Origin of the sequence: Paenibacillus sp. BR1-192 (genome assembly GCF_029542445.1) — a bacterium.
GTDB lineage: Bacteria > Bacillota > Bacilli > Paenibacillales > Paenibacillaceae > Paenibacillus_AQ > Paenibacillus_AQ lautus_A.
Genome location: NZ_CP120718.1, coordinates 2386624 through 2402788, shown reverse-complemented (window position 1 = coordinate 2402788; position 16165 = coordinate 2386624). Strand labels below are relative to the sequence as shown.

Genomic DNA, 16165 nt, shown 5'->3' with positions numbered 1-16165 from the left:
AAATGAGAACACGCGCGAAAACACCCCTTCGGTTTCGGAGTGTTGTTCGTGCTTTACTCTTGCATCGTTCGATGAAGTGAATTACCACTCCAGCCTCATCAGCTCTAAGGAAAGCTCGCGGAGTCTTTGCTTGCAGGCCGCGATTTTGTCCTGATTCCCCTCTTGAAGGGCGGCATGGAGCTTCTCAAGCTCATCATCGGTTTCCAGCCTGGACAGAAGGAGCCGCTGTTCCCCCTCATCCGATTCGAACAACCGCACCATTTCCTGCTCCGTCATCGGCGTCCCCTTCTGAAACAGCACACGCTGCCGGTAACCGGATATTTCCACCAGCCTTATAACCTCGCCAAACAGAATATTCTCGATCAATATCTGCCGGTCCTTGAAACGTTTGACGACAGCGTGGCCACGGGTATTCTCGATCAATTTCTCCATCCATTCCGCAAGCTTGGGATCGCGGATCATATAATCGCCTACCAGCTTAAAACCGCTTCCTGTCCGTTGAAACCGCAGCTTTACCAGCTTGCGTCCGGTTCGGATCGAAATGACAAACTGCGTTTCATTCTCGCTCCAGTAAAGCGAATATCCTTCCTGGATCAATTCCTTGATTAGGTCCTGGATATGCCGGCGATCAAACCGGAGCTCCAGGTTGCAATACTCCACTTCCTCGCTCTTATTCACGGCACTCCCTCCTCCGGTTTACTACCGATCTGAAAAACGACGGTGAAGATTTCCCCCATGGCTGCTTTTGATGTTGTCTTATCTATATCTTATACTCCATCTTATGTAACGGTAACTTGGTTTATTGACTATTTTTAACCCGCATGAAAATACGGTGAAACTTTCCTGGGCCATGCCTGACGTCCACTCGGCTTATGGTATAATGGGTTATCCAAAAGCGGAGTTTAGTAAGTGTTCATCATAAACAACAGGGAGGCCATCACATTCATGACGGTTACCGGATTTAAAGATCAGGATTTCGACGTATTCTCCGTTCCAGGGCTCGAAGCCCGTATGGAGGTTCTCATTGAACGGGTAAGACCCAAGCTTGAGACGCTGGGGGCCGAGCTTGCCCCCTATGTGTCCGCGCTGGCCGGGGAAGAGATGTTTGTGCATGTGGCCAAGCATGCAAGACGAACCGTTAATCCCCCGATTGACACCTGGGTCGCATGGGCGGCCAGCAAACGGGGCTACAAAGCGCTGCCTCATTTTGAGGTGGGCATGTTCGGAACCCATCTGTTTGTTATCTTCGCGATTATTTACGAAAGCCCCAACAAAACCGTGTTTGCCGGCAACCTGGAAGCCAAGCTCAAGAAAACAGCGAAGGCGCTGCCTAAACATTTCTATTGGTCCATGGATCATATGAATCCGGCAGGCACCCCTCACCAGGATATGAGCGAGGAGGATTTCGTTCGCCTCATTGAGAAGCTGAAACAGGTGAAAAAAGCCGAGGTCATGTGCGGACTGCGCATTCCGCGCGAGGAAGCCGTCAAGCTTGAAGGGGACGAGCTGGTGCAAAAAGTGCAGGAGACGTTTGAGACGCTGCTGCCGCTTTATAAAATGGCGTTTTAAACTGGCGTGAGATATTTACGAAAATGGGCTGCGGATGCAGCTCTTTTTTTTAGATTATAGAATTTATAAATTTTCAGCGAAGCTGAACAATTCTATAATCGCAAGAAAAACTTTCTTTAACCAGCGGTCTGTCTTCTGAGAAAGTACGTCGATTGACGTTTATCTTATGGATGATATTTTAATGAAGGAACGATGAAGAACGCATCCCTCCCCCTTAATATGTCCAAAGTATGAAGCGCTGCCGGTCCGTGCAAAAAAAGCCGGTCATTCTTCTTGCATTCCCCCCTATTTTGCTATACTCAATTTTGTTTATATAAAAACAGAAATCGACAAATCATAAGAAAATAAACATAAGGAAAGGTTGTGACAACGTCCATGGACCACAGTCGTACACCGCTCTTCACCGCGCTTAAAGAACACGCGGCCAAAAACCCCGTGCAATTTCACATTCCGGGACATAAGAAGGGCCTCGGCACCGATGCCGAATTCAGGGAATTTATAGGGGATAACGCCTTTTCTATAGATTTGATCAATATTGCGCCGCTGGATGATTTGCATCAGCCTACAGGCGTCATTGAAGAAGCCCAGAAGCTGGCCGCCGACGCATTCGGTGCCGACCACACTTACTTCAGTGTCCAAGGGACAAGCGGAGCGATCATGACCATGATCATGTCGGTATGCTCCCCCGGCGATAAAATCATCGTACCGCGCAACGTTCATAAATCCGTGCTTTCCGCCATCATCTTTACCGGTGCCAAGCCTGTGTTCGTATCGCCTGCCCAGGATTCCAATGTGGGGATCGATCACGGGATCACGATCAGCTCCGTACGGAAAGCGCTAAAGCGTCACCCTGACGTCAAAGCCGTACTGGTCATCAATCCGACGTACTTCGGGGTGAGCGCTAACCTGAAGGAAATCGTCGATTTGGCCCACAGTTACAATGTTCCCGTGCTTGTGGACGAAGCGCACGGGGTTCTGATCCATTTTCATGAAGAACTTCCGATGTCGGCAATGGAAGCCGGTGCCGATATGGCTGCGACCAGCGTTCATAAACTCGGCGGATCGATGACCCAAAGCTCCGTGCTGAACGTGAACACCAAGAACGGATACATCAATCCTTACCGCGTGCAGACCATCATCAGTATGCTGACCACAACGTCGACCTCCTACATCCTGCTGGCATCGCTGGATACTTCTCGCCGGAGCCTGGCGCTGCATGGACGGGAAATGGCTGCAAGGACGATTGAATTGGCGCAATATGCACGAAACGAAGTCAACAAAATCGAAGGCCTGTACTGCTTCGGGAAGGAAATACTGGGCGGAGAAGCAACATACTCCTATGATCCGACCAAGTTGACCGTTCATGTACGCCATCTTGGCATTACGGGATATGAAACCGAGAACTGGCTGCGGGACCACTACAATATTGAAGTGGAGCTCAGCGATATGTACAACATTTTGTGCCTCATTACACCGGGGGACAACCGGGAGACGATCGATATTCTGCTGACGGCGCTCCGAGAGCTTTCGGACCAGTACATGCACGTGAACGAAATTAATGAGCTGGTCGTGAAAACGCCGGAAATTCCGCAGCTGTCGCTCATTCCCCGCGATGCGTTTTATGGGGATACGGAGGTCGTGCCGTTCAAGGAATCGGCCGGACGCATTATTGCCGAATTCATCTATGTCTACCCGCCGGGAATTCCGATTTTGCTTCCGGGCGAAGTGATTTCCCAGGAAAACATCGATTACATTACCGATCATGTCGAGGTCGGCCTGCCTGTCAAAGGTCCTGAGGACCGCAGCATTCAGAACGTGAAAGTCATCGTGGAAACGGATCCTATATTCTAAGGCAGCAAATACAAAAAACCCGGTGCGAGTGGTTCGCATCGGGTTTTTCGTTAGGGAGTGTTACTCCTGGTTTGCAGCAGCGACCAGTTCGTTGTAAACCGCCTCTACTTCATTCCATTCGTCTTCGTCCTCAATATTGTAAAGAACCATTTCCTCGTTCTCTTCTTCCATACGTAGAATGACGCCGTCCGCTTCCGGATTCTCGCGTTCAAGCAAAAGCGCGTAAAGCTTCTCGCCGACATCAAATGTCTCCACGAGAACCATCTCTACTTCTTTTCCTTCTTCATCCGTCAATGTCAGCACAAACTCTTCATGCTCGTGGTCGTGGTCATGATCGTGACCGCAGCCGCAAGCATCTCCGTGTTCATGTTTGTGTTCGCTCATTGAAAAAACCTCACTTCGGTTAAATTATCATACTTTCGTATCGTATCACGGATAGCTTCTTCAGGTCAATTTTTGCCAAGCGGCGATGGACCCATCAATTTAGGGCGGTAATCACTTTCTCCGCAACTTTCACAAACCCGTCATCCGATTTGACTTTTACATAAAAGCCTACCGAGTATTTTCCGGCCGTTTTGAAATCGTATGTGAAATCATAGGTTCGGAACCAGAAGTTATCCTTGCGGTCCTTCACTTCCTGGGACTGGATGTCCTTGATATTGCCCGAAGGATCCTCAATCGCTACTTTCACGGCATGAATATTGTTGTTTAAGCTGTCTACCTGGCTAAATACATTGAATTTCAGCTTGCCTTTGTTTACGTTGCCGAATACAGTATCTCCTTTAAAGAGAAAAATATGCACATTCGGCTTGACGACCTGGACTTGTCCATTCGCCGAATTCCAGTCCACAGCCCCGTCAAATTCTCGGACCGGCACATAGGTTTTGCCATCAATCAAATATCCGCCATCCTTCAATTCGCGCCCGTTCAGCCAAACCCGAACACGCTCATTGACGGAATCCGCAAACAAAAGGGTGCTGCCACCCATTAAAGAGAGCACTAGCATACATGCCATCACTTTTTTCCACTTCATTTCATACGTTCCCTCCATTGGCTCTTCTTGTTGTTATATGTGTATACTACATGTCAAAAAACAAGTTGCGGACAATTTTGCACTTTGTGGTAAAATTTTTTTCTCGTGGTTCAAGGCTTGATCTTATCACGATTTTTGCAGCATTACGGCTCCGTTTCGAGCATATACTCCGTGTAAACACATTAGAAATTCGTTAAAATACACATAAGCATACTTGGACTATACATCATTTCATCAGGAGGTTTCATCCATTGACACTGACATTGCAAATGCTTGGCACCGGCAGTGCGTTTGCCAAGAACTACTATAACAATAACGCACTGATACATGACGGAAATTTCACGCTGCTCATCGACTGCGGAATCACCGCACCTTTGGCGCTGCATCAGATGAACAAGACGTTTAACGATGTGGACGCCGTGCTCATCACGCATATTCATGCCGACCATGTTGGCGGTTTGGAGGAGCTTGCGTTTATTATGAAGATGAAATACAATCGCAAACTCCCGCTCTATATTGCTGAAGCGCTGGTGGAACCGATATGGGAACATACACTCAAGGGCGGCTTATACCAGCAGGGACATATCTCTTCCCTACAGGATGTATTTGACGTGCATCCTTTGAAACCGGGCTTGAAGGCCGCTATTTCATCCGGAATCTCGGTGGAGCTGATTCATACGCAGCATATTCCGGGCAAAGACAGCTATTCGCTTTATTTGAACGATCGGATTTTTTACAGCGCGGACATGGTATTCGACCCCATCCTGCTGAAGCAATTGGTAAATGAACGGGATTGCGAAGTGATTCTGCATGAATGCCAGCTGCAGGGCCCGGGCGAGGTGCACACGACACTCGATGAACTGCTCAGCCTGCCTCAAGAAATTCAGGAGCGCACCTATCTGATGCATTACAGCGATGAGGTCGAAGCTTTCATCGGCAAGACCGGAAACATGGAATTCGTGGAGCAGCAGCGGGTATACGAATTGTAGTTCAATATGCGTCAATGCATAGTTTGCGAGGGTTCCCGGGAATGATAAGGCCGGGAGGCGATTCATATGGATCAACAACAAGAAGTAGTAGGCGTACGTAAAAATGGTGATGGCGACATCATCGAACTAAAGCTGGATAACGGCAGCGTCGTGGACTACAAAACGGCCCAACAGATGGCCAAGAATAAGGAAATCAAGAACCTGAACGTATTCCGTGGACGTGATGGAGACGAACATCTTCGTTCCAATGCGGATGGCGATCCAAGCAACAACCTGGACAATTTGCCGACGTTCTAATTCATGCGCAAAAGACCTCGAGGCGATGCTCGAGGTCTTTTCTTTTTTTGGGAACGATGCGGAATGACCGGCATCTTATTTGGTTTGGTTAGAGGCCTACAATTCCTTTTTCATGCGAACATGGGGAATGCCTGCATCATCAAACGGCTCGTCCGAAATCGTCTCATACCCGAGCTTGCGGTAAAAAGCCTCTGCCTGCACCTGTGCATCGAGCACGGAATATTGCAGCTTTAGTTCGCGAGCCTGCGCTTCCAGCGCCATCATCAGCACACGGCCAATCCCTTTGGAACGGAACGGCTTCCGCACCGCGATCCGCTGCATTTTGGCGGAATCCTTATTGTAATAGGTAATACGCCCGGTTGCGGCGTACTGCCCCTCCGACTTGATCAAGACATGGTGTGCATCCGATTCCAGGCGGTCGTAATCATCGATCTCCAAATCGATCGGCACCTTCTGTTCTAGGACAAACACATCCTTTCGGATATCCAGCGCCTGCTGCAACTGCTCTTCCGTTGATACATTGATGATTTCTGCTGCCATTTCAACACCTCTTTATGTAGAATCATTTCCTCGTGATATCGCAGGTCGAGATATTATACAAAATATTCGTTTTCCTGTATAGTAGTAGAAGCTAAGGTCTTCACGAAAGGAGCATTGCCTTTATGAGCATGGGAGCCACGATATTTTGGGCTGTGGTCATTGCTGCCCTGATCATCTATCCCACCTTCTGGACGATCAAAAAAGGTTATTCCCGCAAATGGGATGAGGAATAGCATCGGCCGTCTTACAACAAGCCGCCAGCCTGCCAGCCGGCGGTTTGTTCTGCTCACGGTTCGATCAGAGATCATCATGATGGTTGGCCCGCGTTAAGCATAATGTCGTTCCTGGAGCTCTTTATGGATGGAGATCCCTTAACGTGTCCGCCGCATCCATCGGGGATACCGGCTCCAGCGCCCCGCTTCCCTGCTTGGAATATACGTCCTGATCAACAGAGCGCCCGTACACATCCAGCATCACGGGCGCTGCAGGGGCATGCAGCGGCTCCAATTGCACCGATGTTCTTTCCGGGACACTGCAGCCGCCGCCCGCAATAGATACCGCCAATAACGAGAACACCAGTCCTGCTCGCTTGATACGATGGGATTTCCCACCTGTCATGCCATTCACGCTCCTTCATTGGCAAAATCACGCTGTATTTAGTCTGAACCGGAACGTGGTATTTTATAACGAGAAAACCATTGACAGCCGCCTTGTCTGCTGGTAATATATGAATTACCTTTTTAAATATTTCATGATCTGTTAGCTCAGCTGGGAGAGCACTATCTTGACAGGGTAGGGGTCAGTGGTTCGAGCCCACTACAGATCATAACCGAAAACCCTTGATGCCATTGGCGTCAGGGGTTTTCTCTTTTGTCTACACAAGGAGTTTTTTAAGTAATTGGGGTCCCATTGGGGTCCAGTCGATTTAATTAATTCCATTTGTCTTCTCACAAAAAAACAGCCCAGATATTAATTACTGGGCTGTTTTTCTTACTTTATGCGTTTGCCGATTTGGATCCCAACCTGAATAGCTGCCGGAAAAATGTAGTTAACGTCTCTACGGGTTTTTATAATGAATAAGTTTTCTATACTATTAGCCACCTCTGATAATTCAGGCTTCTTCTCTTTAATTTCCTCTAAATGTTCAACTAATTCTCGATATAAATCATCCGTATGACTCTCACACGATTCCACTGCTTCATTTAATTTTCTCTCTTCAGCAATTGACAGCCATTCCTCCAACATTGATTGACAACCCCCTCAACTGTATATCTAGTTTGCACCTGTGTTTCGCCGTGTTATAATTTACCTTTGAATCACCGTCCCTGGGAAAGGAGTAAGTATGTAGGTTGAAAAACATCTCCCGCGGGAGGTGCTTGCTCGGCAATTTGATACATGATCGAGGCTGGACTCATGAGCACTATGCTAATATATCTGGCCGATCTTCTCGTATGATTTCCTATTTTTGCGCAAATGAAAGAACAATGCTGCCAGAAGATATATATGTAGCTATGTTAATTTTCAATTGCGAAATTACGGATATATACGAATTTGTCGAGCAAGAAGCGGAATGATTTTCCGCCCCTCCCCGGATGCTTCCGAACAAATTGTTCGGAACTTAGGTAAATTGTACCTCTATTTCCTCTATTACTCAATTGGTAAAATATTACTGTTGAACCTCTCTTAACTCGTTTTTTCTATGACAATCCACCCTGCATCTCTTAAAGCCAAATTGCTTTTCTCCGCATAATATTTTCTTTCCCCAGCATCCGTTATCAAATGGACATAACAAGGAGACTTCATTTTAGTCTCGTGTCTGGAAATTATCTTCTTAACTTCAATAGTATTCGCAACTACTTCGAATATGAATGAGTAAGTTTCCATCGTGTTCCACCTCTGCAGTAGTATTGGAATTATATTACTACGAACATAAGTTCTTATCAAGGCTTGTATTCACAACTGCGCACGAGTATTATAGAACATATGTTCCTTTTAATTAGGGGTGACTACGCATGAGCTACTTGGAAGCTATTTCAGATGACGACCGTCTTTATGTAAAGCGATACATACTATTACCCTTGATCATTGCAGCATTTGAGCGAGACTGCCGATATATTGAACAGAACCTCAAGTCACCTGAACCGTATGTCGATACGATCAAGCTTGCAATTAATAATGCCCAAGCTGAATTCCGGGATATTAAGAAATACTTCTGGTTGAAGGGGCTCAAAGTATATGAGCAGCACAACACTAAATACGGGATATTGGCTAAGTTTAAATGTCGTGGATATCAATCGGAGATGGAACTGCTCTGGGAGTTCATAGCAGCCGAGGCGACAATCTATATGCGTAAGTATCTTGGATTAGATATAAGCAGTTATGAGAAGGAATTAGGAGATGGAATCACAATGGGATATTAAATTTACGGAGTGATCAACAGGATACTCCGATCCTTTGTAGAAGAAGTATGGAAATCCAGCTTTTTTTGAGGGGGCTACTTATTTGAATTTCATTAAACACCAGTTAACAGTTGAGGATATCAAAACACTCACGGAAAAGGAATTAGAGAATTTCCATGAATCCATACTATGGGGAGATCCGGAACCAGGAGAAAGCTTTTACGACTTTTCGACTGATGAAGTCCATACAATTACTGAGGTCAGATCAGAGGGCAATAGCTTTTTCCTTGTGTACGAGGGCGGAAAAACAGATGATTGGGATACATGCTTCCCATTGCTTGATGTAGGGCAGCTACTGGACCTTCTTTCATTCGAAACGAACATTGAGGTTCGCAGTTGGGGAAGCGGATGGCTCGTTGTATATGAAGATCAGTTTTTCAAAGTTGGGCGCAACGAACTGATTGATGTCTTATTTAAAGCCCTAAAAATGAAAATTTCCAAATAAAAAGAACCCCACTGGCTTATGCCTCGTGGGGTTCTGCTTTGATACGATTTACCGATTTATGATTATCTAAGATAGCCGGAAACCTTTGGGTAAATTTCTCTAAAATACTCATCGGGGACCCTTGATTGATACTCCACAAATTTTTTGATCATTTCATAAAACTGACGAGGTGGCAAACAACCTGTTTCCCGCTGAAATCCGTGTGGTACTTTATAGATGAATTTCAGATTAATTAGGGATGGTTTCTTTAACCCTTCCCTTGTAGGACTTGCCATATAATATTCATCCTCTTTCGAAGGATAAATTTCAATTTGGCTTGAGGTTGTCAAGAAGTAAGCATGATCATCATCGAACCCCAAATCGAATGTCGTGACAGTTGGGTGGCCGAATTTCCTTGTATCATAGCCCCCGTCTTTAAATACAATGCCTTTTCTCATGAATATTGATCCACAGCAATAATTCATAATTAATATACCACCAATTCTCCCTCTTCATCCTTATAGACATGAAATGTCCCGCCTGACTCTTCAAGAGCGAACTCCCAAAGTTCCCCCATGTCTTTATCGGTAAGGTTTGTTTCTTTAATGTTGTATATAAATCTATTTCCATTAATTCGCTCTACTACATGCGCATCGAAGTCAAAATCTCTATGCGCCTCAAAAACTTCCTTTAAGGGCTTGTAGTACCTAGCTATTGAGTCAAGAGTTATTATCGGATTTTCCATGTTCATTGCTCGGTCCTCAAGCGACTTCCATGGTTCTTCTGCATGAGTTAAGTCAACTAATTCATGGCTTGTTTTTTGCCCGTAAATGAAATTAATCGTTTTAAGAATTAGCAGCTGCTCACGTTCCATTTTATCCGAAACATCTATCCCTCTAACACGAACAGCATGCATGAGACCTTCGTGCTGTGTTTTTATATACACTTCGCGCTCAACAGGACCAAACTTCCAAGCTTCGAATTTTTCCGTGAATAATGGTTCTTCAGTTACAGCCAAATGCATTGCTTGAGAATAGAAGAGTAGCTTTTGGAGTTTAATTTTGCTGTCCCATGATTCATACGTGAAATCATCGTTGTTGAAGATGAACCATTTAGCGACATCTACAGAACTCAATTTAAATACACCTCCATTCTCAAATAATGATTCTTTTTTGGAACACATGTTCGCTTATCTCCCGTCCCTTACATTATGACATAACTTAATACAGAAGTATATACAGTTTGTTAACCGATGTTCACGGATGTAAACAGTTTATTATGTGCCATGAGATTAATATCGGTTTGTAATTAAAAAAGTATACAAAATAAGAACCCCAAGGCCTACACCCAGGGGTTCTCTCCGTTACCCTCATAGTAAGTGGAGATGAGCAATGCTCATTGGGGAGAAACATTACTCGTTATGAGTATGGCCGCTCAACAACGATTTATACATCCCCTATAGACTCACTTTTCAGATTCAATTGCCTGCAGCTGCTTCTCCAGCTCCGCGATCCGGTCGGTATTGCCTCCGATCAATTTAAGGAAGTTCTTCCGCAGTCGATACATCATGACCACCTGCTCCTCCCGCGTGACCGGCGCACCTGGCCGTCTGCCGTCCACATAACCGTTCTTCTGCATCTCTCCCCAGGCAGGAGCTGCCCACGGACTGACCACATTAATATCACGCTCTTTTGCTTCCTTCACTGGCTCTGATCCTCCTTTCACGACATCGTATTGATACAGGTTGTACTCATCCATAATGGCGATCAGCTTATCCGCATACTTCGGATCCGTCGCATAACCCGCCTCCTGAATCTCCCTCGCGGCCGTCCTCCCGTCCACTCCGATAACCTTCTTGTATTTGTTTCGGTCCCAGCTGACCCCGTTCAGGATCAGCTTGGTATGGTCGGCGATGGACTCGCCCCAATTGTTATAGGCACGGAAGGCGGCGTCTACTTTGATCAGCTTTCCATTCACGAATTCCGTAGTTTGCATCGTGCAGCTACCGGCAGGCCCCTTGCCTTTGATACCAAATAGGTTATTCCCTTTCTTGGTAAGGCCTGATGTTCCCCAGGCACTTTCAAGCGCAGCCTGGGCTATGATCAACGAAGCCGGGATAAAGGTACTTTTCATGTCGGCAATTGCGAATAGGGCGATTTTCTGGACAAATGCCTGTTTATTAATCATTGGATCCACCTGCTGCCTTGGCTGTCTGCTTTACGGCCTGGTGACCGAATACCGCCACGGCACCGCACAGGATCCCTTGAATGATCGCTTGGACCGTGAATCCCTGAATCAGGCAGACAAATACAATAGCAACTACACCGACCAAATAAACAATGAACCAATCAGGGATAAACGGCGTTTGCTTGAACACGTAACCAATAATCCAGCAAGCAATGACAACCACGATCAACTCAGGATTGATATACTCAAAAATCATGCTCCATTCCATATACATTCATCCTCCTATTAATTTTCTTCCAGCCGGTCCAGGCGTTTATTCGCTTGTTTTGCAGATTCTTCAACTCTTGTAAGTCGTTCAGAAAATCCGTCCATTCGCTGCCCTTGGATACGGACATCCACCTTAATGTCATCGATACCACGCTTGATGTAAGAGACATCGGTATGCAGCGACGCGTCCGCCGTGGCTTCCTGTACAACCTCCGCTTTAAAGGCCTTCGTCTTGCCGACCCAGCCGAGCACAATGCCGCTGATGGCTGCTGTGACAGAAATGATTGCTGTGAGCACGGTCCAGTCCACCCTTCTTCCCCCTATCTATTTTTGAATAAAGAAAAGCCCCCGGACCACCCAGGGGCATAAAAAATACGCCTTACGGCGCGCTATGCTGCATAATCAACGTTTGTGATTTGCTTGTATTCTTCTGGAGTGATCATCTTTGCTACAACAAAGGTCTTTAAACTGTCATCATTGTATAAAGGATGCTGATTGTCGTAATAGCGTTTGACGATCGTATACCACATTTATTCTGCACCTCCCTTCAGGGCAGCCACCTCGAAGAGCAGAGTACCCACTGTATCCTCAAGGGATGCAATCGTTGCCTTGTCGTTGGCGCTTTCCATTAACAATGTTCCGATAGTTGAATTAAGTTCATCTACCTCTTCAGTTAATGGCTTTCTGAGCGGCTGAGGTACTTCCGGGTTGTTTGGGTCGTGATATCGAAACACTAGTGATAGGGTGGAACGGTCAACTTCCCACTTTGTAGCTCTGCTGAAATCTTCGTCATATTGACCGTACTCCAATTGGATAATATCGAAGCTGCTTCGGTCTCTATCCTTAAGCTCCGGGTATAGTGGTATTAGGTCCTCCGGGTTTTCATAGACATATGACCCTTCCTGAGAAGGAGCGGTGACTAAGACTTGCCCGGTGCCTTTGTCGTAAAAGATCATGCGTCCTACTTGAATCATGGGGTGCCTCCTTATTCAAACAAAATGTATTTAGCAGTGCCTACGAATTTACCACCTGTGCGAAGAAAGACACTACCGGGGAAAAAAACGTTGTTTGGTTGAGTAAAACCATAGGAAATATGGGTGGGTACATTTTCCGAGAGAACAAGGGCTGGTCCTGATTCGGCTGATAGGTTAGGCGAACCATCGGGGTTTTTTGGCATAGTACCCATATATAAAGAGTTTATGGCATTATCTCCGGTCGCGTTTCCCTGCCACATAAACCCAAAGGTAGGTGTAAACCCATTGACAGGGATCACATAGTAACCGTTGGCGTTCGGGGTAACGGACCCTTGTATGAATTTCCTACCCTCGACTAAAGTACCAATCAAGCCCGCCACGTTCACATCTTTCCGCAAATTCGCGGCAGTGAGTCCCGGAACCAGCGTTGTTACCCAGCTTTCCCCCGTATAAAATCCACCTGGGGGCCGAATAAAGAATCGATCCCCGGCCCACACTGTAGCCTCAAGTCCTGGCATGTGATGGTTTTCGGCGCTCCTGTTCGGCATCTGACCGGCTTTTTTTACGCCATCGTCATAACCTGATTGACCAACGAGCAGATACTGAGGATCTAAAACTGCATCCGCCGTATCTACGACAGTGTTTTTCCCAGACACACCGAAAATGCTTGTGCCACTCTTGATGTTATCGGAACGAAGTGCGGCTTCGGCAGCTTGTAACTGTGCGGGTGTCACCTTGATTTCACCGTCACCGGCCCCACCTTTTTGATATCCCTTTTCTGGATATACAGCTAATGCTCCATCAGGCCATTTCGCAACGCCTGTAGCTGTTCTATTACCAGTAAGGACGGGGATTGTTCCTGTAATCTTCCCGTTAGGTCCATAGGCTGTTTTGTTTGATAGAATATCTGCTGCAATCGCTGTAGCATCACTTGTATCTGTGCCTGTAGGAATTGAGTGAATGCCATTATCAAGTTCTTCGAATGTCGCAACCTGCCCTTGTTTGGAAACCGTCCCTTCCTTGGCGATGATGGCGGTTTCCAATCGGTTTTTACCGTCAACGCCAGATTGCTTTAAACCTTCGATTTCAGTCCCAACGTCTCCAACAGCCGCGTCAATTTTATCCCAGTTATCGTTTAATACCACATCAACGTTAAACGTGTCGTTTCCATCCGTCTCGCCGTTTACTTTGTATAGATCCAAATTCGGTGTCTGGATTGGCATACTATTACCTCACTTTCTTCTAAAGGCCATCTTGCTAAATGGCGTTTGTTTAAGCTGATTGAACGTCATGACGTTATGAATATCTCGGACCAGTAGGAACCGGAATTCATATTCCAGGGTAAGATGCGCTGGCTTGATATCGTTCAGAGCGTTCTTCAAGTCGTCCAGGTTCGGCGGGATCCCGAGCGTATCAATGAAGGTAATCGTAATCTTGTAATCTGCCGGCGTAACCGATACGTCCACCTCGCCGCCGTCGTATGCCTGCGCTACGTTCTTGATCAGGCTGCCGGACACATTACCATGGCCGCGCATCTTCGAGATAACCACCGAGCGCCGCTGCTCGATGGGCTTCCTGGCTTCGGCCGTGATCTGGAGGTCCTTTTCATATCGGCTAATCGCCCAGGTCGCGGATTCCGGATAGGATTGATTTAGCAGCTCCTCGATCCGTGAAGCGAGCAGATCCACCTCCGGCCCTTCCGTACCCATCAGCTGCTCCATCTCCAGCACTCCGTCATAGTAAGCCGGCAAGTAGCTCTTTAAACGGTCGGATCCACTCATGATACCGTCACCGTCCCGAGGACCGCGACATCATCCATGCCGATTTCTATATTCATCGCTCCACCATTTACCAGCAGGTCCGAGTAATCGATGACAGGCGGGATCCCAAGGATGATGCCCTGGATACGCGTGTACCGTATAAGTGGATCCGTAAAGGCCAAGTCTCGGAAATACTCCGCAGCACCACGCTCCAGCTGCTCCTTGACCTCTTCCACGGTTGCACCGGTAGCCAGGGTCACTTTGACCGAAATGTTGATCGGGATCTCCGTTGCCCCGACAACCGTAGTCACGGAACCGATCGGCGCAGCCCCCTCCCCCATACCGTCCTGTGTCGGGTCAATGTACTCCTGGACAGCCTCCACGATCGGAGCGGCTGGCGCGCGCATGTCATTGTCCAGCAAAACAACTTTCACCGTTCCGGGGCCGTTCCATAGTGGAAATGCCCGTGCCCGGCCAACGCCAGTGATTTCCCGGGCCCATAACTCATATTGGAACCTATTGCCGGACGTGATCGGCCGGGATACCTTCTCCTGGTACCGCTCATACAGGACCTCATCCTCTTCGGTGTCCTCGCCGGCGACCAGAAGCTCCGTCAGCTCACCGCGCCCCAAATCCGTGATGTAATCGATCGGGATGAGTGCGCCGAAGTGGCGATTCCCTTCGGATCCGGCCGTCTCACATTCCATCCGATAGTTTCCTTCAGACATCCGTTCAACGGCGACATAGTTCAGCTCGCCCAGGCTGAAGCGGCTGCCGATAGGGATGTCTAGCAACTCGCCGGATCCGGAATAAAACACGCCGCGGAGCCACGCCTTGCTGGCCAGCTTTCGTTTGACACCCGACCAGGCGATGGAGCGGTCCAGGTATTCACCGCTGGCCGTATCGGGAAAGCGTAGATTCGCGTTAATGTCCAACTCGACATAAGCTTGTGCGAGCTCGGCAGCGGCCGGCGCCAGGGCATCATAGATTATACTCCCCTCGCGCTTATCGATCCCGTCCGGTACCCGGTCCAGCATGCGCTCCAGGATGTTTTCAAATGTCTGATCCTCGTACACCGTCACACCTCCTGCTCTTCTTGATAGGATCCAAATTCCGTATCCACCGTGAACCGGACTAAGGCCGAGTCCATACCATACTCAAAACTAAATCCGGTCACGCTGGATATCCGGTCGTCCTGGGTCAGCGCTTCCGTTACCCAGCGCTCAACCTCGCTTTCAAATACGGCACGCCCTCGGACTTCGCCCAGCTTCATCTCGTTTCCGTAGTTTCCGGAGTAAATGAGATGTTCAAAGCGCTGAGTCGAAAGGATTTTAAAGACGGTCTGCTTGACGGCCTCGATCCCGTCCACGGTTTGGCTGCTGATCCGGCCGTTCACTCGGTCGAACCGATAGGTCCGGCTCGGGAGCGTGACCGGCTCCAGTTCCTCGTCTGTCATTTCAATATCGCTTTGTGGGATCATTCGCTCACCGCCTTATCGAGTACAACATATTTCTGACCACCTTGGACCCGAAGCAGAATCACAGCGTCACCCACGGCCAGCCCCTCACGTATGACGATTTTATCCGTCAAAGCTTTCTCTGTATCGGGAGAACCAGAAAGCTTGTGAACGTGGCTCAAGTCGATCTCATAGCGGGTCAAAGACTCCGGCACAATTAAAAAAGCCTCTGGGAGCGTCAGCCGTTGATCCAGGCTAATCTCCAAGGGGCTTATCGATACGACTGATCCTATTTGCACGGCGACTGGATTGCTTGCATCCATCGCGTTTATTGCTGCCTTTTTAATGATATCCAGCAT

Annotated in this window: 24 protein-coding genes and 1 tRNA gene; 7 read left to right on the top strand and 18 right to left on the bottom strand. The window is 47.6% G+C overall.

Features of this window, described 5'->3' with window-relative positions; translation table 11 throughout:
• Window positions 1-81: 81 nt before the first annotated feature.
• Entirely contained in the window at window positions 82-678 is a 597-nt protein-coding gene (locus tag P0X86_RS10545) for a hypothetical protein (protein WP_015734302.1), read from the bottom strand.
• A 267-nt stretch (window positions 679-945) separates the two neighbouring features.
• Here P0X86_RS10545 and P0X86_RS10540 point away from each other — a divergent pair, with 267 nt between their 5' ends.
• Both P0X86_RS10540 and P0X86_RS10535 read left to right on the top strand, forming a co-directional pair.
• On the top strand, window positions 946-1569 hold the full coding sequence (locus P0X86_RS10540; protein ID WP_096773120.1) for a DUF1054 domain-containing protein: 624 nt from the start codon (window positions 946-948) through the stop codon (window positions 1567-1569).
• Between the two features lie 375 nt (window positions 1570-1944).
• Window positions 1945-3420 (top strand): aminotransferase class I/II-fold pyridoxal phosphate-dependent enzyme, encoded by a 1476-nt coding sequence (locus tag P0X86_RS10535; RefSeq protein WP_096773119.1) that lies wholly within the window; start codon window positions 1945-1947, stop codon window positions 3418-3420.
• 60 nt (window positions 3421-3480) lie between these two features.
• Here P0X86_RS10535 and P0X86_RS10530 read toward each other — a convergent pair whose 3' ends face one another.
• Both P0X86_RS10530 and P0X86_RS10525 read right to left on the bottom strand, forming a co-directional pair.
• Complete coding sequence (locus tag P0X86_RS10530; protein ID WP_009589641.1) at window positions 3481-3804, bottom strand: DUF1292 domain-containing protein; 324 nt, start codon at window positions 3802-3804, stop codon at window positions 3481-3483.
• A 94-nt stretch (window positions 3805-3898) separates the two neighbouring features.
• The gene (locus tag P0X86_RS10525) at window positions 3899-4453 is read right to left on the bottom strand and encodes a copper amine oxidase (RefSeq protein ID WP_015734300.1); all 555 of its coding nucleotides are present in this window, start codon (window positions 4451-4453) and stop codon (window positions 3899-3901) included.
• A 251-nt stretch (window positions 4454-4704) separates the two neighbouring features.
• Between P0X86_RS10525 and P0X86_RS10520 the strand changes: the two genes are divergently transcribed.
• Both P0X86_RS10520 and P0X86_RS10515 read left to right on the top strand, forming a co-directional pair.
• A complete protein-coding gene (locus P0X86_RS10520) occupies window positions 4705-5442 on the top strand; it encodes an MBL fold metallo-hydrolase (RefSeq protein ID WP_277748479.1) in 738 nt (245 codons plus the stop codon).
• A gap of 66 nt (window positions 5443-5508) precedes the next feature.
• A complete protein-coding gene (locus P0X86_RS10515) occupies window positions 5509-5739 on the top strand; it encodes a DUF3892 domain-containing protein (RefSeq protein ID WP_015734298.1) in 231 nt (76 codons plus the stop codon).
• Between the two features lie 96 nt (window positions 5740-5835).
• Here P0X86_RS10515 and P0X86_RS10510 read toward each other — a convergent pair whose 3' ends face one another.
• Window positions 5836-6279, bottom strand: coding sequence for a GNAT family N-acetyltransferase (locus P0X86_RS10510; RefSeq protein ID WP_015734297.1), 444 nt, complete (start codon window positions 6277-6279; stop codon window positions 5836-5838).
• 354 nt (window positions 6280-6633) lie between these two features.
• Window positions 6634-6897 (bottom strand): hypothetical protein, encoded by a 264-nt coding sequence (locus tag P0X86_RS10505; RefSeq protein WP_192569184.1) that lies wholly within the window; start codon window positions 6895-6897, stop codon window positions 6634-6636.
• A gap of 135 nt (window positions 6898-7032) precedes the next feature.
• Here P0X86_RS10505 and P0X86_RS10500 point away from each other — a divergent pair.
• Window positions 7033-7105: transfer RNA gene (locus P0X86_RS10500), tRNA-Val, on the top strand.
• 164 nt (window positions 7106-7269) lie between these two features.
• Here the strand turns inward: P0X86_RS10500 and P0X86_RS10495 are convergent.
• Complete coding sequence (locus tag P0X86_RS10495) at window positions 7270-7524, bottom strand: hypothetical protein (RefSeq protein WP_277748478.1); 255 nt, start codon at window positions 7522-7524, stop codon at window positions 7270-7272.
• A gap of 767 nt (window positions 7525-8291) precedes the next feature.
• On the opposite strand from P0X86_RS10495, the gene P0X86_RS10490 reads away from it, so the two are divergent.
• Window positions 8292-8699 carry a YhjD family protein gene (locus P0X86_RS10490; RefSeq protein WP_277748477.1) on the top strand — a complete coding sequence of 136 codons (408 nt, stop codon included), beginning with the start codon at window positions 8292-8294 and terminating at the stop codon, window positions 8697-8699.
• Window positions 8700-8781: 82 nt separating this feature from the next.
• Window positions 8782-9183 carry a hypothetical protein gene (locus tag P0X86_RS10485; protein WP_277748476.1) on the top strand — a complete coding sequence of 134 codons (402 nt, stop codon included), beginning with the start codon at window positions 8782-8784 and terminating at the stop codon, window positions 9181-9183.
• Window positions 9184-9245: 62 nt separating this feature from the next.
• Here the strand turns inward: P0X86_RS10485 and P0X86_RS10480 are convergent, their stop codons facing one another.
• From P0X86_RS10480 to P0X86_RS10425, 12 genes are all read right to left on the bottom strand, one after another.
• Window positions 9246-9620 carry a hypothetical protein gene (locus tag P0X86_RS10480; RefSeq protein ID WP_277748475.1) on the bottom strand — a complete coding sequence of 125 codons (375 nt, stop codon included), beginning with the start codon at window positions 9618-9620 and terminating at the stop codon, window positions 9246-9248.
• 29 nt (window positions 9621-9649) lie between these two features.
• Window positions 9650-10345 (bottom strand): Panacea domain-containing protein, encoded by a 696-nt coding sequence (locus P0X86_RS10475; RefSeq protein ID WP_277748474.1) that lies wholly within the window; start codon window positions 10343-10345, stop codon window positions 9650-9652.
• A 281-nt stretch (window positions 10346-10626) separates the two neighbouring features.
• Window positions 10627-11349: a glycoside hydrolase family 73 protein gene (locus tag P0X86_RS10470; RefSeq protein WP_277748473.1), complete on the bottom strand. Its 723-nt coding sequence runs from the start codon at window positions 11347-11349 to the stop codon at window positions 10627-10629.
• Complete coding sequence (locus P0X86_RS10465; RefSeq protein WP_277748472.1) at window positions 11342-11617, bottom strand: phage holin family protein; 276 nt, start codon at window positions 11615-11617, stop codon at window positions 11342-11344. The genes P0X86_RS10470 and P0X86_RS10465 overlap by 8 nt, the downstream gene beginning before the upstream one ends.
• Before the next feature lie 17 nt (window positions 11618-11634).
• The gene (locus P0X86_RS10460) at window positions 11635-11925 is read right to left on the bottom strand and encodes a hypothetical protein (protein ID WP_277748471.1); all 291 of its coding nucleotides are present in this window, start codon (window positions 11923-11925) and stop codon (window positions 11635-11637) included.
• A gap of 80 nt (window positions 11926-12005) precedes the next feature.
• Window positions 12006-12146, bottom strand: a complete 141-nt coding sequence (locus P0X86_RS10455) for an XkdX family protein (RefSeq protein ID WP_277748470.1) — start codon at window positions 12144-12146, stop codon at window positions 12006-12008.
• Window positions 12147-12590 (bottom strand): hypothetical protein, encoded by a 444-nt coding sequence (locus tag P0X86_RS10450; protein ID WP_277748469.1) that lies wholly within the window; start codon window positions 12588-12590, stop codon window positions 12147-12149. It lies immediately after the preceding gene.
• Window positions 12591-12601: 11 nt separating this feature from the next.
• Window positions 12602-13813: a hypothetical protein gene (locus P0X86_RS10445; protein WP_277748468.1), complete on the bottom strand. Its 1212-nt coding sequence runs from the start codon at window positions 13811-13813 to the stop codon at window positions 12602-12604.
• A 9-nt stretch (window positions 13814-13822) separates the two neighbouring features.
• On the bottom strand, window positions 13823-14371 hold the full coding sequence (locus tag P0X86_RS10440) for a putative phage tail protein (protein ID WP_277748467.1): 549 nt from the start codon (window positions 14369-14371) through the stop codon (window positions 13823-13825).
• The gene (locus P0X86_RS10435) at window positions 14368-15426 is read right to left on the bottom strand and encodes a baseplate J/gp47 family protein (protein WP_277748466.1); all 1059 of its coding nucleotides are present in this window, start codon (window positions 15424-15426) and stop codon (window positions 14368-14370) included. Before P0X86_RS10435 ends, P0X86_RS10440 begins: the two co-directional genes overlap by 4 nt.
• A gap of 2 nt (window positions 15427-15428) precedes the next feature.
• Complete coding sequence (locus P0X86_RS10430) at window positions 15429-15830, bottom strand: DUF2634 domain-containing protein (RefSeq protein WP_277748465.1); 402 nt, start codon at window positions 15828-15830, stop codon at window positions 15429-15431.
• Entirely contained in the window at window positions 15827-16165 is a 339-nt protein-coding gene (locus tag P0X86_RS10425) for a DUF2577 domain-containing protein (protein ID WP_277748464.1), read from the bottom strand. Before P0X86_RS10425 ends, P0X86_RS10430 begins: the two co-directional genes overlap by 4 nt.

Excerpts from the sequence above, each read along its gene's own strand:
- P0X86_RS10540 (WP_096773120.1), top strand. The coding sequence starts at position 946 with ATGACGGTTACCGGATTTAAAGATCAGGATTTCGACGTATTCTCCGTT.
- P0X86_RS10535 (WP_096773119.1), top strand. The coding sequence starts at position 1,945 with ATGGACCACAGTCGTACACCGCTCTTCACCGCGCTTAAAGAACACGCG.
- P0X86_RS10530 (WP_009589641.1), bottom strand. The coding sequence starts at position 3,804 with ATGAGCGAACACAAACATGAACACGGAGATGCTTGCGGCTGCGGTCAC.
- P0X86_RS10525 (WP_015734300.1), bottom strand. The coding sequence starts at position 4,453 with ATGAAGTGGAAAAAAGTGATGGCATGTATGCTAGTGCTCTCTTTAATG.
- P0X86_RS10515 (WP_015734298.1), top strand. The coding sequence starts at position 5,509 with ATGGATCAACAACAAGAAGTAGTAGGCGTACGTAAAAATGGTGATGGC.
- P0X86_RS10510 (WP_015734297.1), bottom strand. The coding sequence starts at position 6,279 with ATGGCAGCAGAAATCATCAATGTATCAACGGAAGAGCAGTTGCAGCAG.
- P0X86_RS10505 (WP_192569184.1), bottom strand. The coding sequence starts at position 6,897 with ATGACAGGTGGGAAATCCCATCGTATCAAGCGAGCAGGACTGGTGTTC.
- P0X86_RS10495 (WP_277748478.1), bottom strand. The coding sequence starts at position 7,524 with ATGTTGGAGGAATGGCTGTCAATTGCTGAAGAGAGAAAATTAAATGAA.
- P0X86_RS10490 (WP_277748477.1), top strand. The coding sequence starts at position 8,292 with ATGAGCTACTTGGAAGCTATTTCAGATGACGACCGTCTTTATGTAAAG.
- P0X86_RS10480 (WP_277748475.1), bottom strand. The coding sequence starts at position 9,620 with ATGAGAAAAGGCATTGTATTTAAAGACGGGGGCTATGATACAAGGAAA.
- P0X86_RS10475 (WP_277748474.1), bottom strand. The coding sequence starts at position 10,345 with ATGTGTTCCAAAAAAGAATCATTATTTGAGAATGGAGGTGTATTTAAA.
- P0X86_RS10470 (WP_277748473.1), bottom strand. The coding sequence starts at position 11,349 with ATGATTAATAAACAGGCATTTGTCCAGAAAATCGCCCTATTCGCAATT.
- P0X86_RS10465 (WP_277748472.1), bottom strand. The coding sequence starts at position 11,617 with ATGGAATGGAGCATGATTTTTGAGTATATCAATCCTGAGTTGATCGTG.
- P0X86_RS10455 (WP_277748470.1), bottom strand. The coding sequence starts at position 12,146 with ATGTGGTATACGATCGTCAAACGCTATTACGACAATCAGCATCCTTTA.
- P0X86_RS10450 (WP_277748469.1), bottom strand. The coding sequence starts at position 12,590 with ATGATTCAAGTAGGACGCATGATCTTTTACGACAAAGGCACCGGGCAA.
- P0X86_RS10445 (WP_277748468.1), bottom strand. The coding sequence starts at position 13,813 with ATGCCAATCCAGACACCGAATTTGGATCTATACAAAGTAAACGGCGAG.
- P0X86_RS10440 (WP_277748467.1), bottom strand. The coding sequence starts at position 14,371 with ATGAGTGGATCCGACCGTTTAAAGAGCTACTTGCCGGCTTACTATGAC.
- P0X86_RS10430 (WP_277748465.1), bottom strand. The coding sequence starts at position 15,830 with ATGATCCCACAAAGCGATATTGAAATGACAGACGAGGAACTGGAGCCG.
- P0X86_RS10425 (WP_277748464.1), bottom strand. The coding sequence starts at position 16,165 with ATGCTGGATATCATTAAAAAGGCAGCAATAAACGCGATGGATGCAAGC.